The following is a 26,371-nucleotide window of genomic DNA, read 5'->3' as shown; positions in this document are numbered from 1 at the left end:
CACCGGCCCGGCCTCGGGCGTGCGCCGCGCTGTGCGGAACGACCCGTCCGGTGAGATGCTGCCATTGGTGGGCGTGGGAGGCTGTGGTGGCGGTTGTGGCAGGGTGTCCGTGCCGGATACCGCGATTGTGAAGGTTGTGTGACCCCATCGGAGTAGCTCGTTGACGCTTTTCTGTACACGCTGGTAGACAACCAACATCCCGACGATGAGATCACCCTGGCTCCTCACGTCCGCACCCTAGGGGTAGGCACGCAGATGGTCGCTCAGCACCACCAACCCAGACCACGTCCTCCCGGCCGAACAGCCCCGTCTCGGTGGGCGGGCCTCCTGGCCGCCGCGGGCGCCCTCGTCATCGGGGCGATGCCGGCCGCCGCGCCCAGCGCTGCCGCCGCCGAGACCAGCGGCGACAACGACACGATGACCATCGCGGTCTCCCAGCCGGTCGACTCGCTGAGCCCCTTCCTGGCGCAGCGGCTCATCAGCACCAACATCCTGCGGCTGAGCTACGACTTCCTGACCAACTACGACCCCGAGACCAACGAGACCATCCCCGCCCTCGCGGAGTCCTGGGAGACCTCCGACGACGGCCTCACCTGGACCTTCACGATCCGCGACGACGTCACGTGGAGCGACGGCGAGCCGCTGACCGCCGAGGACATCGCCTGGACGTACACCACGATCATGGAGGACGAGGCGGCGGCCGAGGCCAACGGCAACTTCGTCGCCAACTTCGAGAGCGCCGAGGCGCCCGACCCCACCACACTCAAGGTCACGCTCTCCGAGCGCCAGGCCACCATGCTCGCCCTGGACATCCCCATCGTGCCCAAGCACGTCTGGGAGACGGTCGACGACTTCGCCTCCTTCAACAACGACACGGACTTCCCGGTCGTCGGGAGCGGCCCCTTCGTCATCACCGGCTACCGGCCCAACCAGTCCGTCACGCTGGAGGCCAACACGGACTACTGGCGCGGCGCCCCCGAGTTCGACAAGCTCGTCTTCCGCTTCATCCCGGAGAAGGACGCCCAGGTCGAGGCGCTCCGCTCCGGCGAAGTCTCCCTCATCAGCGGCCTGACCCCGGCCCAGGCCGACGCGCTGCAGGGCGAGGAGAACATCACCGTCAACAACGCCACCGGCAAGCGCTTCCAGGCCTTCACCATCAACCCCGGTGCCCGCACCCAGGACGGCGAGGAGTTCGGCGACGGCCACCCGGCGCTGAAGGACAAGACCCTGCGCCAGGCCATCATGCGCGCCATCGACAAGGACGAGATCGTCCAGAAGGTCTACGGCGGGTACGCCGAGCCCGCGGGCGGCTATATCCCGGCCCGCTACGAGCGCTACGCGTGGTCCCCCGAGGACGATGAACGCCTCGACTTCGACGTCGACGCCGCCAACGAGATGCTCGACGACGCCGGGTACGAGACGGGCGGCGACGGCGTCCGGGTCTCCCCCGACGGCGACCGGCTCAAGCTGCGCATGCATGTCCACAACAACCGCCCCGACTACGTGAGCATGGGCCGGCTCATGCAGGAGCGGCTCGCCGACATCGGCATCGAGATCGACAACCGGACCGTCGACCCCGGCGTGCTCAGCGACGCCCTGCACAACGGCAAGTACGACCTCATCTTCACCGGCTGGAGCGTCAACCCCGACCCCGACTACGTGCTCAACATCCACACCTGCGACGCGCTGCCCGAGAAACCCGGCACCATGCGCGGCGACGCCTACTTCTGCGACAAAAAGTACGACGAGCTGTACGCCAAACAGCTCGCCGAGGACAGCGACCCCGAGAAGCGCGCCGAGTACGTCAAGCGGATGCAGGCGATCCTGTACGACGAGGCCGTCGTCAACACGCTGACCTACTCCAACCTGCTGGAGGCCTACCGCTCCGACGTGATCGGCTCGATCCAAGTCCAGCCCGACCCCGGCGGCAACCTCTGGGGCCAGGACGGGCACTGGTCGTTCTCGATGGCCACGCCCGCCGCGGCCGGCACCCGTGACACGGGGACCTCCGCCGTCGTGATCGCCGCCCTCGCCGCCGCGCTCGCCGCGATCGGCGGCGGCGCCTACCTCTACCTGCGGCGACGTGCGGCCACCGCAGAGGATCGAGAGTGACGTGGTGACGGGTCCTCCCAGCACACCGCCCGCCGGGGACGCCCCGGAGGCGGTCGCCGCGCGCCCCGACGCGTCTCCTTCCGGCGGTGGTACCGGCGGCGGCGTCGGCCCCGCCGGCGGCCAGGGCGGCCGAGGCGGACGCGGCATCGATCGGGCCCAGGCGCTCCGCCTGCTGCGCCATGTCGGCGGACGCCTGGTCACCGCGGCGGTGTCGCTGTTCGCCGTGGTCGTCACCAGCTTCTTCCTGTTCCGCATCCTCCCGGGCGACCCGGTCCGCGCCCTCACCCAGGACCGGGCCGTCACCGTGGAGCAGATGGAGGCCATGCGCCGCGAGTTCGGCCTGGACCAGCCGCTGTGGCAGCAGTTCATCGACTACTGCCTCGGCATGCTCAGGTTCGACTTCGGCGTCTCCTACCAGTACCGCGAGCCCGTCACCGATCTCCTCCTGGAGCGGATCGGCCCCACGGTGCTGCTGGCCGGGAGCGGGACCCTCATCGCCGCCGTCATCGGGCTGGCCCTGGGCACGGGCGCCGCGTGGCGGCGCGGCTCGGTGATGGACCGCGCCAACACCGGCGTCGCGCTCACACTGTGGTCGGTGCCGTCCTTCTGGCTCGGCCTGCTGCTGATCGTGGCGCTGTCCTCGGGCGCCGGGCTCTTCCCCACCAGCGGCATGATGAGTCCGGGCGTCACCGGAACGTTCAACGTGGCCGTGGATGTCGCTCACCACATGGTGCTCCCGCTGGCCACCATGGTCGCGGTCGTCTACGCGCAGTACATGATGGTCATGCGCTCGTCCCTGCTGGACGAGATGGGCTCCGACTACCTCACCACCGCCCGGGCCAAGGGTCTGCGGGACGCCCTGGTGCTGCGTCGGCACGCCGTGCCCAACGCGCTGCTGCCCACCGTCACCCTCATCTTCCTGGAGCTCGGCCGGGTCCTGGGCGGCGTCATCCTGGTGGAGACCGTGTTCGCCTGGCCCGGCCTGGGCTCGCTCTTCTACTCCGGGCTCAAAGTGCCCGACCTGCCGATGGTGCAGGCCCTGTTCGTCGTCTTCGCCGGTGCGGTGATCATCATGAACCTCCTGGCCGACCTGGTGTACCCGCTGCTCGACCCCCGGGTGCGCTCATGAGCCGCCGAACCCTGGTCTGGGAGCGGCGCCGCCGCGCGTTCGCCGAGTTCAGCCGCGAGTACGCGCGCAACCGCGCCGGGATGTTCGGCCTGGCCGCGCTGGTGTTCATCGGCCTGGTCGCGCTTGCGGCCCCGCTGTTCATCGACGGCGCCCACCTCACCGCCACGGGCGCCCCCGGCGGGCGCTTCGAACCGCCGAGCCCCACCTACCCGCTGGGCACCGACGCCTTCGGCCGCTCCGTCCTGGACCTGGTGGTCTGGGGCGCGCGGATCTCGCTCACCGTGGGGTTCCTGGCCACGTTCGTCTCGGTCGCGCTGGGCACCCTCATCGGTATCACCGCCGGGCACTTCGGCGGCTGGCCGTCCACCGTGCTGATGCGCGTCACCGACTGGTTCCTGGTGCTGCCCACCCTGGTCATGGCCGTGGCGCTGGCCGCCGTCATGGAGCGCAGCACACTGACCATCATCATCGCCATCGGCGTGACCGCCTGGCCGACCCCGGCACGCCTGGTGCGCGCGCAGACGCTGGCCGTGGAGGCGCGCCCCTACATCGAGCGGGCGCGGGCGCTGGGCGGCGGCCACGTCCACATCATGCTCCGGCACGTCCTGCCCAACGTCATGCCGGTCGTGCTGGCCCAGACCACCCTCCTGGTGTCGAGCTCCATCATCATGGAGTCCACCCTCGCCTTCCTGGGGCTGGGCGACCCCGGGATCATCTCCTGGGGCGGCATCCTCCAGGAGGCGCGGACCGCGGGCGCGATCAGCTCCGGCATGTGGTGGTACATCGTTCCGCCCGGCGTGGCCATCGCACTGGTCGCGCTGGCCTTCACCCTGTGCGGGCGGGCGCTGGAGGCCGTGTTCAACCCCAGGCTTCGGGAGCGCCGGTGAATCACGTCGACGGCACACCGCGCGAGGGCACGCCCCCGCGCACCGACTACCTTCAGGTCAACGACCTGCACGTCACCTACCGCACCGCGGGGGGCGAGATCCCGGCGGTGCGCGGGGCCTCCTTCTCGCTGGCACCCGGCAGGAAGCTCGGGGTGGCCGGGGAGTCGGGCTGCGGGAAGTCCACCATCGCCCTGGCGCTGCTCCGCCTGCTGCCCAAGACGGCCCGGGTCACGGGCGAGATCCTGCTCGACGGCGAGGACGTGCTCACCATGCGCTGGGGGCGGCTGCGCACCGTCCGCTGGGCCGGGGCGTCCATCGTGTTCCAGGGCGCGATGCACTCCCTCAACGCCGTGCAGCGTATCGGCGACCAGATCGCCGAGCCGGTCCTGCTGCACACCTCCGGCGCCACGCCGGCCGAGGTGCAGCGGCGCGTCGGGGCGCTGCTGGAGCAGGTCGGCCTGCCGCCCGCGCGTGCCCGCGCCTACCCGCACGAGCTGTCCGGCGGGCAGCGCCAGCGCGTCATGATCGCCATGGCGCTGGCCTGCGAGCCGCGGCTGATCATCGCTGACGAGCCGACGACCGCGCTGGACGTGATGATCCAGGCGCAGATCCTGCGGCTGATCGACGCACTGGTCGGCGATTCGGGCATCAGCATGCTGATGATCAGCCATGACCTGTCGGTGCTCGCCGACACCTGCGACCGGCTCGCGGTGATGTACGCCGGCCGGATCGTCGAACAGGGGCCCGCCCACCAGGTGTTCGCGGACGCCCGCCACCCCTACAGCGCCGCACTCAGCGCCGCTTTTCCGCGCGTCGGCGACCCCGTCTCGCGGCGCAACCCCCGCGGCCTGGCCGGGGACCCGCCCGACCCGGCCGATCTGCCCGAGGGGTGCGCCTTCCGGCCCCGCTGCCCGGTGGCCCAGGAGCGCTGCGCGATCGTCGACCCCCTCCTGTGGCCCGCCGGCCCGGACCGCGCCGCCGCCTGTGTGCGGGTGCTGTCCGGCGACGCCGCGCGCGCGGCGGGGGTGCCGGTGGAGCCCGACGGGCCCGCGGCGGTGGCCCAGGGGCGGCCCGAGCACCGGCCCGCGGATACCCCGGCCGAAGACACCCAGCCCGAGGAGACGCGATGACCGCCCGCCTGGACGCCACCCCCGCGGGGGAACCCGGCCCCGAGTCGGGAGCCGAGGCCGCCAGCGCCGTCGCCCCTGCGTCGGACCCGCTGCTGAGCTGCTCCGGCCTGCACGTGACGTTCAAGGGACGCGGCAGCCGGGCCGCCGCCCGCGCTGTGGACGGCGTGGACCTGAACCTGCGGGCGGGTGAGATCGTCGCCCTGGTCGGGGAGTCGGGGTGCGGCAAGACCACCCTGGCCCGCGCCCTGCTCGGTCTGGAGAAACCCACCTCGGGGCGGGTCGACTTCGAGGGGAAGCCGCTGGCGTACTCCACGCGCGAGCTCAAGGCCTACCGGCGCCGCGTCCAGCTGGTCCTGCAGGACCCCAGCGGGTCGCTCAACCCCCGGCACACCGTCTACGACGCGGTCGCCGAGGGCCTGCGCATCCACGAGGGCGCCACGGCCGATGAGAGCGAGCGCGTGGCCGAGGCGCTCGCGCGCGCCGGGCTGCGCCCGCCCGAGCGGTTCTTCCTGCGCTACCCGCACGAGCTGTCCGGCGGGCAGCGCCAGCGGGTGGTGATCGCGGGCGCCCTGGTCCTGCGTCCGGAGGTCATCGTGGCCGACGAGCCGGTGGCCTCGCTCGACGCCTCGGTGCGCGGCGAGATCCTCGGTCTGCTGCTGCGCCTCCGCGACGATCTGGGCCTGGCCGCGCTGGTCGTCACCCACGACCTCGGCCTGGCCTGGAACATCGCCGACCGGGTGGCCGTGATGTACCTGGGCCGGGTGGTCGAGGTCGGGACCGTCGAGGACGTGCTGTCCGCACCCCGCCACCCCTACACCCAGGCGCTGCTGTCCGTCCTGCCCGAAGCCGGTGTCGACGAGCCGGTGGTGCTCGCGGGCGAGCCGCCGGACCCGACCGTGATCCCGGGCGGCTGCCGCTTCCACGCCCGCTGCCAGATCCTCGCCTCGGGCGAGGCGGAGCGGGCCGGGGTGGCCGACCGCTGCCGGGCCGAGGACCCGGGCGTCCTCAGCGGCGACGGGGACAGCGCTCCCCAGGTCGCCTGCCACTGGGCGCGCCAGCGGGCCGGCGCCCCGACCTCCGCCTCGGCGTAGGTCGAGCCGAACGCAGTGACAAACCCGACACAGTGCGCATCCGACGGGGGCACACCCGAGCTTCTCCAGGAGATGGTCCGGCGCCGGCTCCCAGAGCCCACAAGCCCCACCACGCCGCGCGATCCGCAATCCGCGCATCCCCGATCGCCGCCGAGCCCCACAAGCGTCCACCGGCCTGCCGCGCCAGTCTCGCTGCAAACCAGGGGGTGACCAGGGTGATTAGACTGCTTTTGTGACTCAGGTGAGTTCCGTGACCACAGCCGGTAGAGCCGCGCACCCCGAACGGCCGGCACCGCCGCCGAGTGTCGAGGCGGCGTTCGGCCCCGAGGCCGCCGACCTGCTCGCCGCGCGGATCAAGGCCGTGGCCGACCCCACCCGGCTGCGCCTCCTCGCGACGCTGTTGAACATGCCCGACGGGGCGGCCTGCGTCCATGACCTGGCGGAGGCGCTGGAGACCGCCCAGCCGACCGTGAGCCACCACCTCAAGACGCTCAGCGACGCCGGATTCCTCGACTGCGCGAAGCGCGGCCCGCGCTCCTGGTACTCGATCCGCCCGGACCGCACGGACGTCGTGCGCGACCTGGTGGGCTGAACGGGAGCCGCCGTGATGCGTGCACTTGCCGAATGGACCACGAGCACGTGACCGACGCCCCGCGCACCCCCGATCCGTCCGAGGCCGCCGACGCCGCCGCGCGCCTCCCGGCCGGAACCGCGCGCAGACTCGCCCGCCAGCTCAAAGACCTGGCCGAACCCGTCCGGCTGCGGCTGCTGAGCATGGTGGTGGCATCCGGGCAGGAAGGGATGCGCGCGGGCGACCTGTCGGCGGCGTTCGACCTCACCAAGCCGACCGTGAGCCACCACCTCAAGGTGCTCGGCGAAGCCGGCCTGGTGGCCCGGGAACGTCGCGGAACCCAGATCATCTACCGTTCCACCCCCGTCGCCCAGCGGCTGCACACCGTCCTGAGCCGGTTCTCCCATCCTGGACCGCCCGGTCCCCCGGCGGTCGATGACCGGCACGAGGGGCTCCGCAGCGTGCTCGACGAACTGCGCGTCGAGGAGCGGACGGAGCGGCCATCGCGGCCCGAGCGCGCCGCGGCCGACCGCCCCCTGCCCGGATTGCTGGACCCCCAGGACCTCCTCGACCGCGTCCAGGAGCGGCTGACCATCCGCTTCACCGGGATGTTCAGCCCGGAGACGGTGCGGCGGTACCTGCGGGACTCCTACGAGCTGCTCTCCCACAGCGCGGCAGGCACCGCCCACCTTCCGGCCCTGACCGAGCGGTTCGCCGCCGAACGGCTGACAGCCGTCGCCCAGCGCGACGGCATCATCGACAAGCTCGTGCCCGAGGTGCTGTTCGTCTGCGTCCAGAATTCCGGGCGCTCCCAGATCGCCGCCGCTCTGCTGCGGAACCTGGCCGGGGACCGCGTCCAGATCCGGTCGGCGGGGTCCGCCCCGGCCGAGGGCGTCGACCCCCTGGTCGACGAGGTGATGGCCGAGGTCGGGATCGACCTGCGCACCGAGTTCCCCAAGCCCCTGACCGACGAGATCGTGCACAGCGCCGACATCGTCGTCACCATGGGCTGCGGCGACGCCTGTCCCGTTTACCCGGGAAAGCGCTACCTCGACTGGCCGATCCCCGACCCGGTCGGGCAGAGCCGCGCCGTGGTCCGGCGCGTGCGCGACGATATCGACGGCCGCATCCGCGCCGAACTGCTGCCGGGCCTCCTCGGCTAGGGAGCCAGGCAGGCGACGGAGCGCAGGCCGCGGGCGGGCTCCTCATCGCCCCCACCAGAGACAGCTGAGGGAGCGGAGGAAACGGAGACGTCAACGGCCACCCGGGGCACGACGTCGGGGAGCGGAGGGGGCGCCGCGAACAGCGACACCAGCAGCAACGCCGCGCCGAGCACGGTGGCTAGCACACACAGGGCAGGACCGAGCCGCGGGCGCGGCGCGGAAAAGGGGGATCGCGCCATTGTTCCTCTCCAGAGGGCGCAGGGATGGGGGGATGTGGTGCGACGGGTGCGGCGTCGCCAGCGGCGGGGCGATCGGTTGGCGAACCTCCCCGAAACGTCGGAACCGGAAGGTAATCGATTCGTGGCACTCGGTCAATGTGCGCGGCTCCCGTCCTCCCGCGCGTCGCGGAGAGCTCCACGGGCGGAGACCGCGGGTATGGGAACGCGCTCCGGCGGGGAGAACCGGCGCATGAGAAAACCCCTCCTGTTCCTGCTCTTCGCCCTTTTCGCGTTTCTCGCGGCCGGATGTGCCGGCGAGGATGAGCCGACGGACAGCGCCCACGACTCCGGGGGCGCCCACGACGCCGGGGATCCCGCGGCCGACGGCGCGGATCAGGACGACGCACAGCGATTCCCCGACGTCGTCGAGGTCGACGTCTCCGGTGAGGACGGCACCTACGACGTCACCGTGACGATCAGCTCCCCCTACGACACCCCCGAACGCTACGCCGACGGCTGGCGCGTCACGGGGCCCGACGGCACCGTCTACGGCGAACACGAACTGGCCCACGACCACCAGAACGAGCAGCCGTTCACCCGGACCCAGAACGACGTCGACGTCCCGACGGGTGTGAACGAGGTCACCGTGGAGGGGCGCGACAGCGAGAACGGCTACGGCGGCCAGACCCGGACCGTGCGCCTGCCGCGGTGAGGAAGCGTTTCCTCGTGGCGGGGCGGCGCGTCGTTCAGGCGCTGATGACCGAGAGGGTGGTGTCTTCGAAGCGGGCCAGGGCGTCATGGACGGCGCCGAGGACGACCGCGCGGTCGCCGAGAACGGACAGTTCGAGGTCCGGCGGGAAGAGGAGGCGTCCGGCGAGGGCGGACCTGAGCGGGGCGCGCAGGGCGTCGCCGACGCCGGAGATACCGCCGCCGAGGACGACCAGGTCGGGGTTGAGCACCAGGAGCATGGGGGCGATGCCCTCGGCGAGGCGCTGACAGAGCCGGTAGAGGACCCGGAGGGCGACCGGGTCTCCCTCCCTGGCGCTGGTGGCGATGGCCGGGACGTGTTCGCCGTCGGATGCGGAGACGAAGCGGCGGCGCAAGGGGGAGTCGGTGGACGCGCCTGGGCGGGCGAACTCCTCGGTCACCATTTCCACGATCGCGTCGGCGTTGACGTGGGCCTCCAGCGGGCCGAACCCGGCCGGGGGGTACGGGGACCCGGGCAGGGGCGCGTAGCCGATCTCCCCGGCGGCGCCGTTATGGCCGCGCAGAACGCGGCCGCCGGTGATGATCCCCGCCCCCAGTCGCTGACCGAGCAGGAGGAAGACGACGTCCTCGCGGTCGCGTGCCACACCGACCGCGCGCTCGGCGATCACGGCGAGGTTGGCGTCGTTCTCCACGTGCAGCTGGCACGGCAGGAAGTCGCGCGCCCAGAGGGCGAAGTCGACCTCGTCCCAGTCGGGCAGCGCCGGGGCCAGGAGGACGCGGTGGGGCGGCGGTCCGACCACGCCCGGGGTCGCCAGCGACGCGGCCAGGATCGGGGCCGATGGTGCCCCGGGGCCACCGGCGCGGCCGGCGCCCGTGCCGTTGCCGCCCGCGTTTGGGGCCATTCCCGAGGCGTCCGCGTCCGCCATCACGTCGTCGACGGCCGCGCGTGCCACCTCCAGGCGCTCGTCGGCGGGCGTGGACGGCGTGACCGGGCGGCGCGACCAGGCCCGGGGCGTGCCGCGCAGGTCGGCGCGGCAGGCGGAGACCTTGTGTGCGCCCACGTCGATTCCCAGCACCCATCCCGCGTGGGCGTTGAACTCGTAGGTGCGCGCGGGGCGGCCGGGGGAGCGGCGGCCCGGCTGCGGTGCGCCCTCGCTCTCCACCAGCCAGCCCTGGGCGGTCAGCGCCTCGGTCAGTGCCTCGACCGTGGGCCGGGATAGCCCCGTGCGATCCATGAGGGCCGACACGCGCATCGGCCCCTGCGCGGCACGCAGCGCGTCGAGGACGAGCGACGTGTTGATCCGCCGCACCGCCGCCATCGAACCGGCGATCGGTTTGGCCATCGTGGGCTCCCAGCGTCCGCGCACCCCGCGCCTTTCGTTCTTCTGCCTCCTCGGGGTCGGCCGTGTCGATCCACCTGACGCACCGAGGCCTCACCCCGTCACTTCCCATGATCGCTCGCGCCCCACCGCAAGATCGCGGATTGACCTGAGAGCGGTCCCCGCGATGCGGCTCCGTGGTACCGCGCACCAGAGTGTTGACATCACCTCACGCCATCCGGTTCGATTTGTAAATCGTGTTGTGAAACACACTCCTGCTCACAGGAGGCCGGATGGGTACCACCGGACCTGGATCGTGGACCCGATCGTTGGCCCTGGCCACCGCGGGAACCCTGCTCGCGGCCACCGGCTGCGCCGGAAGCCTGCCCGGCGAGGGCGGCGAGGCGGTCGTCACCTTCGCCGTGACCCGCGCCTCCGGCGGCGACATGGACGCGATCGTCGAGCGCTTCAACGAGGACAACCCCGACGCCCGCGTCCGCATCGTCTACCTGGCCGCCGCGGCCGACGCCCAGCGCAACGCCATGGTGCAGGACCTCCAAGCGCGGACCGGGCGCTACGACGTCCTGTACACCGACGCGGTGTGGACCGCCGAGTTCGCCGCCCGCGGCTGGCTGGAGCCGCTGGACCAGGAGCGCTTCGCCGGTCCCGGCATCCTCCCGGCCGCCGCGGCCACCGGCATGTACCAGGGCGAGCTGTACGCGGCACCCTTCGCCACCGGCACGGGCATGCTCTACTACCGCAGCGACCTCATCGACGACCCGCCCACCACCTGGGCGGAGCTCATCGCGGCCTGCCCGATCGCCGAGGCCAACGACATGGACTGCTACGCCGGGCAGTTCGCCCGCTACGAGGGCCTGACCGTGAACGCCACCGAGGCCATCGCATCGGCGGGCGGGCGGATCATCGACGAGAACGGCGATGTCGTCGTCGACTCCCCCGAAGCCCGGGCGGGGCTGCGGTTCCTGGTCGACGGCTTCAGGGAGGGCTACATCCCCAAGGCCGCGCTCACCTACATGGAGGACGAGGGCCGCCTCTCCTTCCAGCGCGGCGAGTTGCTGTTCATGCGCAACTGGGCGTTCGCCTGGCCCGCCATGGCGGAGCCCGGCCCCGAGTCGCAGGTGCAGGGCAAGTTCGACGCCGTCCCGCTGCCCGGCCTCGACGGACCCGGCACCGGCACACTCGGCGGCAACAACCTCGCCCTGTCCGCCTACAGCGACCACAAGGCCGAGGCGCTGCGCTTCATCGAGTTCATGCACAGCGAGGACGTCCAGCGCCGATGGATGGCCGAGACCAACACCCCCACCTCCTGGAAGTCCAACTACGAGGACGACGAACTGATGGCCAGTGCCCCGCACCTCGTCCCGCAGCGCCGGGCCCTGGACAACGTCCAGCCCCGTCCGGTCTCCCCGCGCTACAACGACGTCACCAACGCGGTGCAGAAACACGTCCACGCCGCACTCAGCGGGAGCAAGAGCCTCGACGAGGCCGTGACCGACCTGCGGGAGGAGCTGGAGTGGGCGGTGAGGGACACATGACCGCCCGCCCCCCGGCCCCCGGACCCACGGGGCCGCGCGCCACTCCCGGGCGCGGCGGGCCGCGCCGCCGCGGGGAGCGCGCTGTGGAACGGGGCCTGGCCTTCTGGCTGCTCCTGCCGACCCTCGTCGCGCTCGGCCTCGTCGTCGCCTACCCGGTCGCCCGCGCCGTCGTCCGCTCCCTGTTCGACGACCCGATCCGGGGCGAGCCCGCCTTCGTCGGGTTCGCCAACTACGCCCAGGCCCTGTGGGGCTTCGAACGCGTCGACTTCTGGAACGCCTTCGGCAACACGGTGCTGTTCACCGTCGTCACGGTGACCGTGGAGACCGTGCTGGGGCTGATCATGGCACTGGTGATGCACCGGGCCTTCCGCGGCCGCGGGATCGTGCGCGCCGCGGTGCTGCTGCCCTGGGCGCTGCCCACGGCGGTGAGCGCGGTCATGTGGGGCTGGATGCTCCAACCCAGCGGTATCGTCAACGCCCTGCTGGGGACCGAGGTCGTCTGGGGCGGCAGCGAGTGGCCCGCCAAGTGGTCGATCATGTTCGCCGAGATATGGAAGACCTCCCCGTTCGTGGCGCTGCTCATCCTCGCCGGACTCCAGACCATCCCGCCGCACCTGTACGAGGCGGCGGCCATCGACGGCGCCTCCGCCTGGAAGCGGTTCACCTCCATCACGCTGCCGCTGGTCAAACCGGCCCTGGTAGTGGCGGTGCTGTTCCGCACCCTGGACGCGCTGCGCATGTACGACCTGCCGCAGATCCTCACCGGCGGGGCCAACAACACCAACACCCTGTCCATGCTGGTCATCCAGGCGGCCACGAGCGAGCTCAAGCAGGGCTACGGCGGCGCGCTGTCGACGCTCACCTTCCTGTTCGTCTTCCTGTGCGCCTTCCTGCTGATCAAGGCGTTCGGCGCCGACGTCTTCACCGGGTTCGGCCGGGCCAAGGGAGGAACGCGACAGTGAGCACCACGGCCACGGCCGGGCGGGAGAGAGCGGGCACGCGGAGCACGCGCCCCCGCAAAGCCCTGAGCTGGGAGTCCTGGGTGATCGCGGGCGGCATCCTGCTGCTCGTGCTCTACTGCCTGGCGCCCTTCTACTGGATGTTCGTCTCCAGCATCAAGGGGCCGGGGGAGATCACCAGCAACAGCCTGTGGCCCGCCGATCCCACTCTCGTCAACTACCGCGGCGTCTTCGGGGGTGAGAACCACTTCGGCTACGCGGTGCGCAACAGCCTGATCATCGCGGTGGCCACCACCACCCTGGCCATGGTCATCGCCGTGTTCTCCGCCTACGCGCTGGCGCGGCTGCGCTTCCGCGGCCGCAACGTGGTGCTCGGGCTGGTACTGGCCAGCTCGATGTTCCCCGGCGTGGCCATCGTGACCCCGCTGTACCAGCTGTTCAGTGACTGGGGATGGATCGACCAGTACCAGGCGATGGTCCTGCCCAACATCAGCTTCGCGCTGCCGCTGGCCATCTTCGTGCTGACCACGTTCTTCCGCGAGATGCCCTGGGAGCTGGAAGAGGCCGCGCGGGTGGACGGATGCGGGCCGGTCGGTGCGTTCGCCCGGGTCATCCTGCCGCTGGCAACGCCGGGCGTGGCCACCACCGCCCTGCTGGTCTTCTTCGCGGCCTGGAACGAGTACTTGATCTCCAGCGTTGTCTCCATCACCCTGGCGTCGAACCCGGTGACCGTCGCGCTCGCCAAGTTCGCCGGTGACACCGAGTTCCAGCAGCCGTTCGGGTCGCAGATGGCGGCGGGCGTCGTCGTCACGCTCCCCCTCGTCGTCCTGGTGCTGCTGTTCCAGCGCCGGATCGTGCGCGGACTGTCGGCCGGGGGGTTCCGCTGAGGCCCGCGCGACGCCAACAAGTGGAGGGGGTGCCGTGTCACCGGTACGCGTGATGATCGTGGGCGCCGGGTCGCGCGGAGGCGGCTACGCCCGGTGGATCAAGAACAACCCCGAAGTCGCCCAGGTGGTCGCGGTCGCCGAGCCGCGCCCGGAGTACCGGGAGCCGCTCGCCGACGCCCTCGGGCTGCCGCCGGAGGCGCGGTTCGACGGCTGGCGCGCCGCGGCGGCCCTGCCCCGGATGGCCGACGTGGCGCTGGTGTGCACGCTGGACGACGCCCACCTCGAACCATCGGTGGCCTTCGCCGACCTCGGCTATCACCTGCTGGTCGAAAAGCCGCTGGCGCAGACGCAGAGGGACTGCGAGACGATCGTCGCGGCGGCGCGCCGCAACAGCGTTCTGCTCGGCGTCTGCCACGTGCTCCGCTACGCCCACTACACGCGCATGCTCCGGGAGATCATCGGCTCCGGCGCCATCGGCGAGATCGTCAGTGTCGACCACGTTGAACCCGTGGGTTTCTGGCACCACGCCCACTCGTATGTGCGCGGCAACTGGCGGCGCGAGGCCGACACCGCGCCGATGCTGCTCGCCAAGTCCTGCCACGACCTGGACTGGCTGCGCTACATCATCGGGCGCGACGCGGTGGCCGTGTCGTCGTTCGGCACGCTCAAGCACTTCCGCCCCCAAGACGCCCCGCCCGGCGCGGGCGAGCGCTGCGTGAGCTGCGCCGTCGAGCCCGACTGCCCCTACTCGGCGCTGCGCATCTACCACCGCTTCCTCAACCGGGGCCGTACCGGATGGCCGCTGGACGTGCTGACGCCCGCCCCCACCCCGGAGACCATCGACGCCGCCCTGCGCGACGGCCCTTACGGCCGCTGCGTCTACCACTGCGACAACGACGTGGTCGACCACCAGGTCGTGGCGCTGGAGTTCACCGGAGGGGTGACCGCCACGTTCACCATGACCGCGTTCACCAAGGCGGGCCCCCGCCGGACCGCGATCTACGGCACCCGCGGCGAACTGGCGTGCGACGGCGAGCGCATCACCCATTACGACTTCCTGACCGACACGACCGAGGTCATCGACGTCGCGGCCGGCAACTCCGGGATGATCGACACCGGCCACGGAGGCGGAGACGCGGGCCTCCTGGGCTCCTTCCTGCCCGCCGTGGCCGCCGGCGACCCGGACCTGGTCGTCACCAGCGGACAGGACGCGCTCCGCTCCCACCTGATGGTCTTCGCGGCCGAGCAGGCCCGCCACGAGGGCCGCGTCGTGCGGCTGGAGCCCTCCGGGGCGTAGCGCCGGGCCGCCGCCCCCCATTCTCTGGCGGCCGTACGGCGGGAGGGATAGCCTTTCGACCACACATCCCATCATTGGTTGAGGGGGCTGGTTATGGCGGAGAAGCGATCAGTGCAACTGGGAACGGTGCAGGAAACCCTGCTCCTTCCCCTTTACGGGCGCGCCAGGCAGACACGCTCAGGGCGATGGGGCCTGATCCACGACCCCAAGGCCGTCGACATGGTCGAGACCCTGGACTACGACTTCGACCGGTTCCGCGAGGGCGGAAGCGCCGCCGGTTCGGTGCTGCGGACCGTCATGTTCGACGCTTGGGCCCGCGCGTTCCTCCGGCGCAACCCCGCCGGAACGATCGTGGAGATCGGGGCGGGCCTGAACACGCGCTTCGAGCGGATCGACAACGGCACCGCCCACTGGGTCGAACTCGACCTGCCCGACAGCATGGCCCTGCGCCGCGAGTTCTTCTCCGAGAGCCCGCGGCGCCGCATGGCGGAGGGATCGGTCCTCGGCGACGAGTGGTTCGCCACCGTCCGCGAGTTCCCCGGCCCCTACCTGTTCGTGACCGAGGGCGTGCTCTTCTACCTCGACCGGACCGAGGTCGAACACTCCCTGCGGCGCATGGCCGAAGCCTTCCCGGGAGCGCGGTTCGCCTTCGACCTGTGCGGGAACCGCACGATCGACATGCAGCACAGGCGCGGTCCTTTGCGCCACGTCGACGCCCGGCTGGCCTGGGCCTGCGAGAACCCGCGGGAGTTCGAGCGGTGCGGCCTGCGGCTTCTCGACAGCCAGACCATTCTCGACCTTCCCCGCAGGGTGCGGCTCCCCCTCCCGCTCCACCTGGCCATAGCTGTGGCGGGCCCGCTGCTGGCCCGGTTCAGCCCCCAGCACAGCTTCAACCTGTACGAGGCGCCCGAGCGGCGCGATCCGTAGCGGGAAAACGAGGACGTGTCCGCGCGTCCGGTGCACGGGCGCGGGCACCCCCCGTTATTTTCGCCTGCCCGGACTTATGTGTCCTCGGGCGGACCGTCCGAGGACACATAGAGGCGCAGCGCGGTCAGCGACGCGACCAGCCCCTCGCCCGAGCGGACGTCCCACCCGGTGAGCTCGCTCCAGCGGTCCAGCCGGTAGGCCACCGAGTTGGGGTGCAGCCGCAGCGCGCGGCCGGCGCCCGCGATGGACAGCCCGTTGTCGGCGAAGGCCTCCACCGCGGCGCGCAGATGCGGCGAGCGGCGGGCGGTCCGCACCGCCTCCGTGAACAGCGGGGCCAGCCGCTCGGCCTGTCGGGACAGGCCGATGGCCAGCCACGCGTCAACGAAGCGGACCGTGGGCCGCTCCGATGACGCCCGCGCCAGCGCCGCCTCGGCGTCGGTGATGCTCTCCACGGCACCAGCCAGCCCGGGGCGCTCCATGCCCACGCCGATCGGGGCCTCGTCCGCCGACAGCTCGCGGACGCGCCGCACGATCCGCTCCTCGCTGGATCGCTGCGCCAGCACGATGACGGCCGCCCCCAGCGCCACGCAGTGCACCGCGCCGCCGGCCCCGGCGAGCGCGCGCTGCAGCCGGTCGAGCCGGTCCTCGGGCCACGCTCCGGCGGGCGTGCACAGGGCCAGGAACCCCCCTTCGGGGTCGAAGCCCAGACCGAGCGCGAGGGGCGCGGGCGGGTCGGCCTCCGGATCGGCGGCCGTAAGCGAGCGCAGGAAGCGGTGCCGCAGGTTGGCCTGGGAGACCTGGCTGCTGCGGAGGGTGTCCGAGTAGGCGTCGGAGGCCGCCCCCGTCACCACACGCACCCACGTCCACACCAGGTCGACCATGTACACCAGGTGCCCGACGAGCTCAGGATCGCGCTCACGGGTGTGCAGCAGGACGCGGTTCCACGTCTCCCGGCTGGTGATGTGGACGGCGTCGAGCAGCATCTCGATCGGGAGTCCCTGGCGCGCCCGGGCGCGGCTCAGTTCCCGAATGCCCTCCACCTGCGCGGGCCGGGGCGCGCGCTGCTCGGCGATGTCGTGGAGCAGCTCGCGGAACTGCTCCAGCACCCACGCCCGGTGGTCGGCCAGCGGGACCAGGGCGTAGTCGGGAATCTCGGCGCGGATGGTGTCCACGACATCGGGCACCAGGCCGGCGGCGTCCTCGGCCACCTCGTGGCAGATACGGGAGATCCGACGCCGGACGTCCGCGCTCAGCTGCTCGGTCACTATGCCCCCTTCGTTGATTCCACGAATACCACACCCCGAAATTCGGGCTTTCCTGGCAGATTTCGCGGGTCTCCTCGGTGAAAACTGGAAATATCACGCAGATTTCCACGGATGCGGCCGGGGCCGTCCCCGCCCGCACCGCCAAGGACTGGAGGCGAACATGGCAGAGGACATGACCGTCGGGGACTACCTGCTCCACCGGCTGGCCGAAGCCGGGGTGGGAACCCTCTTCGGTGTCCCGGGCGACTACAACCTGGCCTTCCTGGACCACGTCATCGCCGACGAGCGCATCAGCTGGACCGGCAGCGCCAACGAGCTCAACGCGGCCTACGCGGCCGACGGCTACGCCCGTGTCAACGGCGTCGCAGCGCTGGTGACGACTTACGGCGTGGGAGAGCTCAGCGCGATCAACGGGATCGCCGGATCGTACGCCGAGTACCTCCCCGTCCTGCACATCGTGGGCGCCCCCTCCACCACCGCCCAGGCGGCCGGTGCGCTCAACCACCACACGCTCGGCGACGGCGACTACGGCCACTTCGCCCGCGCCCAGGCCGAGGTCACCGTCGCCCAGGCCTACCTGACCCGCGGCAACGCGGCCGCCGAGATCGACCGCGTGATCGCCACCAGCCTGCGCGAGCGCCGCCCCGGCTACATCGCGATCCCCACCGACGTCGCCGCCGCGCCGATCGATCCGCCGGCCGCCCCACTGGCCGTCCCGGCCGCCGACACCTCCGCCCGCGTCCTGCGCGACTTCCTGGCCGACGCCCGCCGCCTGCTGGAAGGCGCCGACAGCGCCACCGTCCTGGCCGACTTCCTCGCCGACCGCTTCGACGCGCGCGGCGAGCTGCGCGCGCTGTGCGACGCCGGGAACTTCCCGCAGGCGACGCTGTCCCTGGGCAAGGGCGTGCTCGACGAGAGCGACCCCCGCTTCGTCGGCGTCTACACCGGCGGGGTGGGCGACGCGCGGGTGCGCTCGGCCGTCGAACAGGCGGACGTGCTCATCGCGGCCGGGGTGCGGTTCACCGACACCATCACCGCCGGGTTCAGCCACGACATCGACCCCGCCCGGATGATCGATCTCCAGCCCTTCTCCGCGAGCATCGGCGAGCGGCGTTACGCCCCGCTGCCCCTGGGCACGGCGCTGGAGGGACTGGCCGACCTGGTCACCTCGCTGGGCCGCGACTGGAGCCGGATGCCGGCATCCGTCCCCGAGTCCGTATCCGACACCGCGGCCCCCACCGCCGCGCTCGACGGCGAGCTCGACGGTGAACTCGGGCAAGCCCACCTGTGGCGCGCGGTGCGCGGCTTCCTGCGGCCGGGCGACGTCGTCGTGGCCGAGCAGGGCACCGCGTTCTTCGGGGCGTGCACGGTCCCGCTGCCCAGCGGCGTCACGTTCATCGGCCAGCCGCTGTGGGGCTCGATCGGCTACACCCTGCCAGCGGCCTTCGGAGCGCAGCACGCGGCGCCCGACCGCCGCGTCGTCCTCCTCATCGGCGACGGTTCGGCCCTGCTCACCGCGCAGGAGATCGGATCGATGGTCCGCGACGGCCAGCAGCCGGTCATCGTCGTCATCGACAACGACGGCTACACCGTTGAGCGCGCCATCCACGGCCCGCACGAGCCCTACAACGACATCCCCAAGTGGGACTGGAAGCTGGTGCCCCGGGCCATGGGCGCGGGCAGCGACGCCCTGACGCTGCGCGCCACCACCCCCGGCGAACTCGCCGAGGCACTGGCGGCGGCCGACTCCGCCGACCGCTTCACCCTGGTGGAGGCGGTCCTGCCCAAGCTGGGCCTGCCCGACCTGCTCAACGGGGTCAGCGCGGCCATCGCCGAGGCCAACGCCGACCACTGACGTTTCACCACCGAAACCTCCGTTGATCTCGGCGATATCGACCGAATATCGGCCAAGACTCGGTCGATATCGCCGAGATCAACGGAGGTGAGGCGGAAACCGACATCGCGCGTGAAGGCTCAGTAGCTCAGCGCCGCGACGCCACGTCCCGGGCCTGTTCCGTCAGCCAGGCGAACAGGCTCGGGTCGTCGCCCATCTCCGGGTGCCACTGCACGCCGAGCGCCTCGGGCCGGTCGGTGTAGGTGATGGCCTCGACGATGCCGTCGTCCGCCCACGCCTCGGCCGCGATGCCATGACCGAGGTCGGCCAGGCCCTGGTGATGGTAGGTCGGCACGTCCAGCGCCGTGCGCCCCAGGATCCCGGCGAGGCGGCCGTTCGGGGCGACCTTGACCGGGTGCGGGTCGAATACGGCGAGCCGCTGCCGGTGGACGTCGCTGCGCACGACATCGGGCAGGTGCTGGTGAAGCGTTCCGCCCCGGGCCACGTTCATCACCTGCATGCCCCGGCAGATCCCGAGCACGGGGATGCCCTGCTCCAGGGCGGCGTCCAGCAGCGCGAACTCGGCGGTGTCACGGGCCGGGCGCACCCCCGCCGTGCGTTCGGCGGTCTCGGCGCTGTAGCGCGCCGGGTCGATGTCGCCGCCCCCGGCCAGCACCAGCCCGTCCAGCCGCGCGACAGTGGCGGCCGTCCCCTCGACCGGCGGCAGCAGAACGGGCGCCGCACCGGCGGCGGCCACCGCGTCGACATAGGCCTGGGGCAAAAGCGTGGCCGGAAGGTCCCAGGCCTCGCCCCAGCGTGCCTGCTCGGCGTAGGCGGAGATGCCGATGATCGGCCGGGCCATCGCATGTCCTCTCGTCTGGTCGTGGGTCCCGGACGTAGTCTGCGGCGTCCTGAACGCGGCGGGGAGTTCTGCCCTTCAGAATCGCAGGTCCCGCTGGTCACGGGTGGCCGCCTCCGGTCCCGGATTCCGCTGATCCGGACGCGGAGGCGGCCGGGTGCGGCTACAGCGGCGTGACGTAGGCCCCGGAGATCCCACCGTCCACCAGGAAGTTGGAGGCGGTGATGAACGAGGCGTCGTCACTGGCCAGGAACGCCACGGCGGCCGCGATTTCCTCCGGCTCGGCGAACCGGCCGAACGGGACGTGCACCAGCCGCCGCTGCGCGCGCTCAGGGTCCTTGGCGAACAGCTCCTTGAGCAGCGGTGTGTTCACCGGCCCCGGGGACAGCGCGTTGACCCGGACCCCGTCGCGGGCGAACTGCACGCCCAGCTCCCGGCTCATCGCCAGCACCCCGCCCTTGCTCGCGGTGTAGGAGATCTGCGAGGTCGCCGCGCCCATCGTGGCCACGAACGAGGCCGTGTTGACGATCGCGCCCTTGCCCTGCTCGCGCATGTGGGGCAGCGCGTACTTGCAGCACAGGTAGACCGAGGTCAGGTTGACCTCCTGCACCTTGCGCCAGGCCTCGATGCCGGTGTCCAGGATCGAGTCGTCCTCGGGCGGCGAGATGCCCGCGTTGTTGAAGGCCACGTCCACCCGGCCGTAGACCTCCTTGACCTCGGCGAAGGCCGCCCGGACGGCCTCCTCGTGGGTGACGTCGGCGGCGATGAACAGGCCGCCGGTCTCCTTGGCGACCGCCCCTCCGGCATCGCGGTCGAGGTCGACCGCGACGATGGTCCCGCCCTCGGACGCCAGCCGCAGAGCGGTGGCCTTCCCGATCCCGCTGCCCGCCCCGGTGATGACGGCGACGCGGCCCTCGAATCGCTGCATGTGGTGTGTTCTCCCTGGTCGTCTCAGGTGTCGTCGGAAACGAACACCGTCTTGGTGTCGGTGAAGGCGTCGAGTGCGTCGGGGCCGAGCTCGCGGCCGATCCCCGACTGCTTGAACCCGCCGAAGGGGGTCCAGAACCGGACGGCGGAGTGCGAATTGACCGACAGGTTCCCGGCGTCGACCGCGCGGGCGACCCGTAGCGCGCGGCCCACGTCGCGGGTCCAGACCGACCCGGCCAGCCCGAAGGGGGTGGCGTTGGCGATGCGGACGGCGTCGGCCTCGTCGTCGAACGGCAGCACCGAGACCACCGGGCCGAAGATCTCCTCGGTGAACGCCGGGTCGTCCGGCCCCGGTGGCATCAGCACGGTCGGCGGGAACCAGAACCCCGCCCCCTGCGGCGCATGGCCGCGGAACGCCACGGGCGCGCCGTCGGGCACGTACGCGGCGACCCGCGTGCGCTGCGCCGCCGAGATCAGCGGCCCCATCTCGGTGGCCGGGTCACCGGGATCTCCCACCACGACCCCGGTGACCGCGGGTTCGAGCAGCTCCATGAAGCGGTCGAACACGTCGCGCTGCACCAGCAGCCGGGACCGGGCACAGCAGTCCTGCCCGGCGTTGTCGAACACCCCGCCCGGGGCGGCCGCCGCGGCCTGCTCCACATCGGCGTCGGCGAAGACGATGTTGGCGCTCTTGCCGCCGAGCTCCAGCGTCACCCGCTTCACGTCGTCAGCGCAGGCCGCCATGATGCGCTTGCCCACCGCCGTGGACCCGGTGAACGCGATCTTGGCGACGCCGGGATGGCGCACCAGGCGCTCCCCGGCGACCGAACCGGCTCCGGGAAGGATCTGCAGCACGCCCTCGGGAATCCCGGCCTCCAGGGCGAGTTCGCCGATGCGCATCGCGGTGAGCGGGGTCAGTTCCGCCGGTTTGACGATGACGGTGTTGCCCGCCGCGAGCGCGGGGGCCGCGCCCCAGGCGAGGATCGGCATCGGGAAGTTCCATGGCACGATCACGCCCACCACGCCGAGCGGTTCGGCGAACGTGACGCTCCAGCCGCCGGGTACCGGGATCTGCCGCCCGGTGTTGCGCTCGGGGGCGGCGGCGAAGTACTCGACGACGTCGCGGGCGTTGCCTGCCTCCCACCGGGCCTGCCCGATGGGGTGGCCCGCGTTGCGGACCTCCAGGGCGGCCAGCTCCTCGGCGTGCGCGTCGATCGTGGCGGCGAGGGCGCGCAGCAGGCGCGCCCGGTCGCCGGGCGCCATGGCCCGCCACGCCGGGAAGGCGGCCTGGGCGCGCGCCACGGCGGCGTCGGTCTCCACGACCGACGCCAGCTCGACGGTGGTGATCACCTCCTCCGTGGCCGGGTCGATCACGGCATGGGACGAAGCTGTGCTCATCGCGTGTGTTCCCCTCGGATGTTTCGTTGATCTCGGCGATATCGACGTGATACCGGCGAGTATTCGGTCGATATCGCCGAGATCAACGGAAACGGGAGTGGCGGTCGGGTCGGGTTACAGGCGTTCGAAGCCGCGGTAGAGCTCCCAGTCGGTCACCGCGGAGTCGTAGGCGGCCATCTCCACCCGGGCGTAGTTGGCGTAGTGGGCCACGACCTCGTCGCCGAAGGCGGTGCGCGCCAGCTCGCTCTTCTCCCACAGCTCCAGGGCGTCGCGCATGGTGGCGGGGACGGTCGGCAGGCCGGAGGTGTAGGCGTTGCCGTGCAGCGGCTCACCGGGCTCCAGTTCCCGGTCGATGCCGTCGAGCCCGGCGGCGATCAGCGCGGCCGTCGCCAGGTAGGGGTTGACGTCGCCGCCCGGCACGCGGTTCTCCACCCGGAGGGACGGCCCGTGCCCGACGAGCCGCAGCGCGCAGGTGCGGTTGTCCACGCCCCAGGCGACGGCGGTGGGCGCGAAGCTGCCCGGCACGTAGCGTTTATAGGAGTTGATGTTGGGCGCGAGGAAGAGCGTGAGGTCGCGTAGCGCGGCGATCTGACCGGCCAGGAAGTGGCGGCCGAGCTTCGACAGTCCCGCGCCCTCGGCCATGGCGGGGCTCCCGTCGTGGCCGCGCAGCGAGATGTGGATGTGGCAGGAGTTGCCCTCGCGCTGGTTCGGTTTGGCCATGAAGGTGATGGCCATGGACTCCTGTGCGGCGATCTCCTTGGCCGCGTTCTTGTAGACGGCGTGGTTGTCGCAGGTGGCGACGGCCTCGTCGAAGCGGAACGCGATCTCGTGCTGGCCGAGGTTGCACTCGCCCTTGGCCGACTCCACGTACATGCCCGCCTCGGACATCTCGGTGCGGATCCGGCGCAGCAGCGGCTCCGCGCGGGCGCCGCCCAGCACCGAGTAGTCGACGTTGTACTGGTTGGCCGGGGTGAGATCGCGGTAACCGCGGTTCCAGGCGTCCTCGTAGGAGTCGCGGAACACTACGAACTCCAGCTCGGTGCCGACCATGGCCTGCCAGCCGCGCTCGGCGAGCCGCTCGGTCTGCCGCTTGAGGATCTGCCGCGGCGAAGGGGCTACAGGGGAGCCGTCGTGCCAGGTGAGGTCGGCGTTGACCATCACCTGCCCGTCCTGCCAGGGGGTGCGGCGCAGCGTGGCCAGGTCGGGGCGCATGACGAAGTCGCCGTAGCCGGTGTCCCACGACGACATGGCGTAGCCGTCGACCGTGTTCATGTCTACATCCACGGCGAGCAGGTAGTTGCACCCCTCGGTGCCGTGGTCGAGCACCTCCCGCAGGAAGTACCGCCCGGAGAGCCGCTTGCCCTGGAGGCGCCCCTGCATGTCGGTGAACGCCACCAGCACGGTGTCGATGGCGCCTGACTCGATGTCGGCGCGCAGCCGCGCCGTGGTCAGAGGGGGATCGCCGTCGTTCGCTCGCACGTCGAGCTCCTTTGGTTCAATAGCAGACCATTTCACGCATAGAAGCAGCCGGGCGGCGGCGTGTCAATGGGTGCGGTCGATCGACACCGGGGCGAAACGCGCACGTCATGCGCGGTCGGTGAACCCCGCTCACGCTGGGGCGAAAGTCCGCCGGCCCCCCTTGACACCGCTCCCGGGCCCGGCCCATAGTCACCGCTTAACACCAAAAGGACCGACCTAATACCTTTCGCGCCTGGTGGCCGGAGGTGGAGGGCGGGGGAAACGGTCCCCGGCACTGCACGCGTCTGAGTGAGGGGAACATCCGTGGCGGAGCAACCCAGAACACACGTCCAAGGCGCCGACTACGCCCACGTCGGCGCCGAATACCTGCGACAGCGGCAGCTCAGGCGCGGCGCGGCCGGATGGCTGCTGCTCGCCGGGCTCGGCGTCTCCTACGTCATCTCCGGCGACTTCGCCGGATGGAACTTCGGTATCGCGGAGGGCGGCTGGGGCGGCCTGCTCATCGCCACCGTGCTCATGGGCGCGATGTACCTCTTCATGGTGCTGGGCCTGGCCGAACTCGCCTCCGCCCTGCCCACGGCCGGAGCCGGGTACGGTTTCGCCCGGCGCGCGCTGGGCCCCCTCGGCGGGTTCGCGACCGGGACGGCCATCCTCATCGAGTACGCCATCGCCCCGGCCGCGATCGCCGTGTTCATCGGCGGCTACGTCGAGGCGCTGGGCCTGTTCGGGGTCACCAACGCCTGGCCCGTCTACCTGGTCTGCTACCTCGCCTTCGTCGGCATCCACCTGTGGGGCGTCGGCGAGGCGCTGCGGGTCATGTTCGTGATCACCGGCGTCGCGGTGGCGGCCCTGGCCGTCTTCGTGATCGGCATGCTCCCCAAGTTCGACGTGGCCAACCTCGTCGACATCGCCCCCACCGACGCCGTCGGCGCCAGCGCGTTCTTGCCCTACGGGTACATGGGCGTGCTCGGCGCGTTCGTCTTCGGGATCTGGTTCTTCCTCGCGATCGAGGGCGTCCCGCTGGCCGCCGAGGAGGCCCGCGACCCCAAGCGCGACATGCCGCGCGGCATCATCGCCGCGATGGCCGTGCTGCTGGTGACCGCCTTCGCCATGCTGCTCCTGGCCCCCGGCGGCGCCGGAGCCGCCGCGCTGGCCGAGTCCACCAACCCGCTGCCCGCGGCGTTGCGCGCCGCTTACGGCGGCGACACGATCCTCGCCGACATCGTCAACTACGTCGGCCTGGCCGGGCTCGTCGCCTCGTTCTTCTCCATCATCTTCGCCTACTCCCGGCAGCTGTTCGCGCTGTCCCGGGCCGGATACCTGCCCCGCTGGCTCTCGGTCACAGGGCGGCGCAAGACCCCCTACATGGCGCTGATCGTCCCCGGAACCATCGGCTTCGTGCTGGCGGCGGTGGTGGCCAACGGCGACCAGCTGATCAACATCGCCGTCTTCGGTGCGACCGTGTCCTACGCGCTCATGATGGTGTCGCACATCGCGCTCCGCCGCCGTGAGCCGGATCTGGAGCGCCCCTACCGCACCCCCGGAGGGACGCTCACCACCGGCATCGCGCTGGTCCTGGCGCTGTGCGCGGTGGTGGCCACGTTCTTCGTGGACATGCTGGGTGCCGGTATCGCCGCCGCGATCCTGCTCGCCTTCCTGGCCTACTTCTGGCTGTACTCGCGCCACCGGCTGGTGGCCAACGCGCCGGAGGAGGAGTTCGCCCTGCTGGAACAGGCGGAATCGCAGCTCAACTGAGAACGGGCCGGTACCGGACGCCGGCGGCGTGGGTAACCGCGAACACCTGCGCCGCGCGTCCGGTATCGGGCACCATGGACGGGTGGACGCTCAACACGTGGAGGTACTGCGCGAGATCCTGGCGTCGACCCCGTGGGTCGAGCGCACCGAGGACTTCGCTCGCGCTCTGCGCCGCACCCGTACGCCCGGCGGCCTGCTGCTCGTGGGCACGCCCGAGGAAGAGCCGTGGCACCTCGCGGCGCACCTGGACGACGAGAGCCGCTACGCCGGGCTTCCGCAGCTGGCACCGAGCCTGGTGCGGTGGCAGCCGCCGCCCGGAGCACCGGCGCACCTGAGTATCGGCATGGAGCGGCTGGCCGAGGCCGGGCGCGGCGAGACGCTTTTCGTGGTCAGCCCTGACGAAGAAGCCCCTGTCCCGCTCCTGGAGCGCGTCGACGACGCCCGCCGCACGGGGGCGACCGTGCTCGCTCTCGACCAGGGCGACCGCGAGCTCACCTCACTGGCGCACGACGCCATCAGCCTGGCGCCCGATAGCGCCCCGCTGACCTTCGAAGGACTGCAGCACCTGGTCAGCAGCGCGGCCGGACAGCAGGAGGAGCGCCGCAAGGGCGGCACCCTACGCGAGCGGCTCTCCCGCTTCCTGGACGTGGTCAGCGGTCCGCGCGTGCTCGACTGATCGCGGCTAGCGGCTAGAAGTCGCGCTCGTCCTGCTCGTCCCAGGCCTCGTTCCGCTCCTCCGCGATATGCAGCGCGTTGGTGGCGGTGGCCTCATCAGGGTAGGGGCCGAGACGGTACTTGTTGGGGCATCCCGGTCCCCTCTCGGGCTTACTGTGCTTGAGGCAGTACCACCAGTTCAGCTCGCCGCTAACGTTCTCCGGGTCGCTCATGTGTTCGCTCCTG

General features: G+C 71.6%; 24 protein-coding genes. 16 read left to right on the top strand and 8 right to left on the bottom strand.

Annotated elements, in window-relative coordinates:
• Window positions 1–255: 255 nt before the first annotated feature.
• The 7 genes from ABD259_RS05180 (at window position 256) to ABD259_RS05150 (ending at window position 8,083) form a co-directional block, all read left to right on the top strand.
• The gene (locus tag ABD259_RS05180; protein WP_412759460.1) at window positions 256–2,112 is read left to right on the top strand and encodes an ABC transporter substrate-binding protein; all 1,857 of its coding nucleotides are present in this window, start codon (window positions 256–258) and stop codon (window positions 2,110–2,112) included.
• Between the two features lie 4 nt (window positions 2,113–2,116).
• On the top strand, window positions 2,117–3,241 hold the full coding sequence (locus ABD259_RS05175; protein ID WP_412759459.1) for an ABC transporter permease: 1,125 nt from the start codon (window positions 2,117–2,119) through the stop codon (window positions 3,239–3,241).
• On the top strand, window positions 3,238–4,128 hold the full coding sequence (locus ABD259_RS05170; protein WP_344107806.1) for an ABC transporter permease: 891 nt from the start codon (window positions 3,238–3,240) through the stop codon (window positions 4,126–4,128). Before ABD259_RS05175 ends, ABD259_RS05170 begins: the two co-directional genes overlap by 4 nt.
• A complete protein-coding gene (locus tag ABD259_RS05165; RefSeq protein WP_344107804.1) occupies window positions 4,125–5,258 on the top strand; it encodes an ABC transporter ATP-binding protein in 1,134 nt (377 codons plus the stop codon). The genes ABD259_RS05170 and ABD259_RS05165 overlap by 4 nt, the downstream gene beginning before the upstream one ends.
• Window positions 5,255–6,349, top strand: coding sequence for an ABC transporter ATP-binding protein (locus ABD259_RS05160; RefSeq protein ID WP_344107802.1), 1,095 nt, complete (start codon window positions 5,255–5,257; stop codon window positions 6,347–6,349). The genes ABD259_RS05165 and ABD259_RS05160 overlap by 4 nt, the downstream gene beginning before the upstream one ends.
• 250 nt (window positions 6,350–6,599) lie before the next feature.
• Window positions 6,600–6,941: an ArsR/SmtB family transcription factor gene (locus ABD259_RS05155; protein ID WP_344107800.1), complete on the top strand. Its 342-nt coding sequence runs from the start codon at window positions 6,600–6,602 to the stop codon at window positions 6,939–6,941.
• A 32-nt stretch (window positions 6,942–6,973) separates the two neighbouring features.
• Window positions 6,974–8,083: a metalloregulator ArsR/SmtB family transcription factor gene (locus ABD259_RS05150; RefSeq protein ID WP_344107798.1), complete on the top strand. Its 1,110-nt coding sequence runs from the start codon at window positions 6,974–6,976 to the stop codon at window positions 8,081–8,083.
• Here the strand turns inward: ABD259_RS05150 and ABD259_RS05145 are convergent.
• On the bottom strand, window positions 8,080–8,268 hold the full coding sequence (locus ABD259_RS05145; protein WP_344107796.1) for a hypothetical protein: 189 nt from the start codon (window positions 8,266–8,268) through the stop codon (window positions 8,080–8,082). The genes ABD259_RS05150 and ABD259_RS05145 overlap by 4 nt on opposite strands.
• 283 nt (window positions 8,269–8,551) lie before the next feature.
• Between ABD259_RS05145 and ABD259_RS05140 the strand changes: the two genes are divergently transcribed.
• The gene (locus tag ABD259_RS05140; protein WP_344107794.1) at window positions 8,552–9,013 is read left to right on the top strand and encodes a hypothetical protein; all 462 of its coding nucleotides are present in this window, start codon (window positions 8,552–8,554) and stop codon (window positions 9,011–9,013) included.
• A gap of 34 nt (window positions 9,014–9,047) precedes the next feature.
• On the opposite strand, the gene ABD259_RS05135 is transcribed toward ABD259_RS05140, so the two are convergent.
• Complete coding sequence (locus ABD259_RS05135) at window positions 9,048–10,352, bottom strand: ROK family transcriptional regulator (RefSeq protein WP_344107792.1); 1,305 nt, start codon at window positions 10,350–10,352, stop codon at window positions 9,048–9,050.
• A gap of 269 nt (window positions 10,353–10,621) precedes the next feature.
• On the opposite strand from ABD259_RS05135, the gene ABD259_RS05130 reads away from it, so the two are divergent.
• The 5 genes from ABD259_RS05130 to ABD259_RS05110 all read left to right on the top strand — a co-directional run bounded on the left by ABD259_RS05130 (window position 10,622) and on the right by ABD259_RS05110 (window position 15,954).
• The gene (locus tag ABD259_RS05130; RefSeq protein ID WP_344160487.1) at window positions 10,622–11,884 is read left to right on the top strand and encodes an ABC transporter substrate-binding protein; all 1,263 of its coding nucleotides are present in this window, start codon (window positions 10,622–10,624) and stop codon (window positions 11,882–11,884) included.
• A gap of 83 nt (window positions 11,885–11,967) precedes the next feature.
• Window positions 11,968–12,846: a carbohydrate ABC transporter permease gene (locus tag ABD259_RS05125; RefSeq protein ID WP_344160484.1), complete on the top strand. Its 879-nt coding sequence runs from the start codon at window positions 11,968–11,970 to the stop codon at window positions 12,844–12,846.
• On the top strand, window positions 12,843–13,730 hold the full coding sequence (locus ABD259_RS05120; protein WP_344160481.1) for a carbohydrate ABC transporter permease: 888 nt from the start codon (window positions 12,843–12,845) through the stop codon (window positions 13,728–13,730). The genes ABD259_RS05125 and ABD259_RS05120 overlap by 4 nt, the downstream gene beginning before the upstream one ends.
• Window positions 13,731–13,764: 34 nt before the next feature.
• The gene (locus tag ABD259_RS05115; RefSeq protein ID WP_344107783.1) at window positions 13,765–15,027 is read left to right on the top strand and encodes a Gfo/Idh/MocA family protein; all 1,263 of its coding nucleotides are present in this window, start codon (window positions 13,765–13,767) and stop codon (window positions 15,025–15,027) included.
• A 93-nt stretch (window positions 15,028–15,120) separates the two neighbouring features.
• Window positions 15,121–15,954: a class I SAM-dependent methyltransferase gene (locus ABD259_RS05110; RefSeq protein WP_344160478.1), complete on the top strand. Its 834-nt coding sequence runs from the start codon at window positions 15,121–15,123 to the stop codon at window positions 15,952–15,954.
• Between the two features lie 74 nt (window positions 15,955–16,028).
• On the opposite strand, the gene ABD259_RS05105 is transcribed toward ABD259_RS05110, so the two are convergent.
• Window positions 16,029–17,219, bottom strand: coding sequence for a PucR family transcriptional regulator (locus ABD259_RS05105; protein WP_344160475.1), 1,191 nt, complete (start codon window positions 17,217–17,219; stop codon window positions 16,029–16,031).
• Window positions 17,220–17,379: 160 nt separating this feature from the next.
• Between ABD259_RS05105 and ABD259_RS05100 the strand changes: the two genes are divergently transcribed.
• Complete coding sequence (locus ABD259_RS05100; protein WP_344107775.1) at window positions 17,380–19,074, top strand: alpha-keto acid decarboxylase family protein; 1,695 nt, start codon at window positions 17,380–17,382, stop codon at window positions 19,072–19,074.
• 127 nt (window positions 19,075–19,201) lie between these two features.
• Here ABD259_RS05100 and ABD259_RS05095 read toward each other — a convergent pair whose 3' ends face one another.
• From ABD259_RS05095 to ABD259_RS05080, 4 genes are all read right to left on the bottom strand, one after another.
• A complete protein-coding gene (locus tag ABD259_RS05095) occupies window positions 19,202–19,915 on the bottom strand; it encodes a gamma-glutamyl-gamma-aminobutyrate hydrolase family protein (RefSeq protein WP_344160472.1) in 714 nt (237 codons plus the stop codon).
• Between the two features lie 160 nt (window positions 19,916–20,075).
• Window positions 20,076–20,840, bottom strand: coding sequence for a 3-oxoacyl-ACP reductase (locus tag ABD259_RS05090; RefSeq protein WP_344108996.1), 765 nt, complete (start codon window positions 20,838–20,840; stop codon window positions 20,076–20,078).
• 23 nt (window positions 20,841–20,863) lie between these two features.
• Window positions 20,864–22,237, bottom strand: a complete 1,374-nt coding sequence (locus ABD259_RS05085) for an aldehyde dehydrogenase family protein (RefSeq protein WP_344108994.1) — start codon at window positions 22,235–22,237, stop codon at window positions 20,864–20,866.
• Window positions 22,238–22,351: 114 nt separating this feature from the next.
• Window positions 22,352–23,716, bottom strand: coding sequence for a glutamine synthetase family protein (locus ABD259_RS05080; RefSeq protein WP_344160469.1), 1,365 nt, complete (start codon window positions 23,714–23,716; stop codon window positions 22,352–22,354).
• 303 nt (window positions 23,717–24,019) lie between these two features.
• Here ABD259_RS05080 and eat point away from each other — a divergent pair, with 303 nt between their 5' ends.
• Complete coding sequence (gene eat, locus ABD259_RS05075) at window positions 24,020–25,471, top strand: ethanolamine permease (RefSeq protein ID WP_344160466.1); 1,452 nt, start codon at window positions 24,020–24,022, stop codon at window positions 25,469–25,471.
• Window positions 25,472–25,553: 82 nt separating this feature from the next.
• Window positions 25,554–26,147, top strand: coding sequence for a hypothetical protein (locus ABD259_RS05070; RefSeq protein WP_344160463.1), 594 nt, complete (start codon window positions 25,554–25,556; stop codon window positions 26,145–26,147).
• Window positions 26,148–26,160: 13 nt separating this feature from the next.
• On the opposite strand, the gene ABD259_RS05065 is transcribed toward ABD259_RS05070, so the two are convergent.
• Complete coding sequence (locus tag ABD259_RS05065) at window positions 26,161–26,358, bottom strand: hypothetical protein (RefSeq protein WP_344108986.1); 198 nt, start codon at window positions 26,356–26,358, stop codon at window positions 26,161–26,163.
• Between the last annotated feature and the right edge of the window lie 13 nt (window positions 26,359–26,371).

Origin of the sequence: Nocardiopsis rhodophaea (assembly GCF_039530945.1) — a bacterium.
GTDB classification, from domain to species: domain Bacteria; phylum Actinomycetota; class Actinomycetes; order Streptosporangiales; family Streptosporangiaceae; genus Nocardiopsis_C; species Nocardiopsis_C rhodophaea.
The sequence above is the reverse complement of the archived record's forward strand: the minus strand, read 5'-3'. Positions and strand labels throughout refer to the sequence as shown.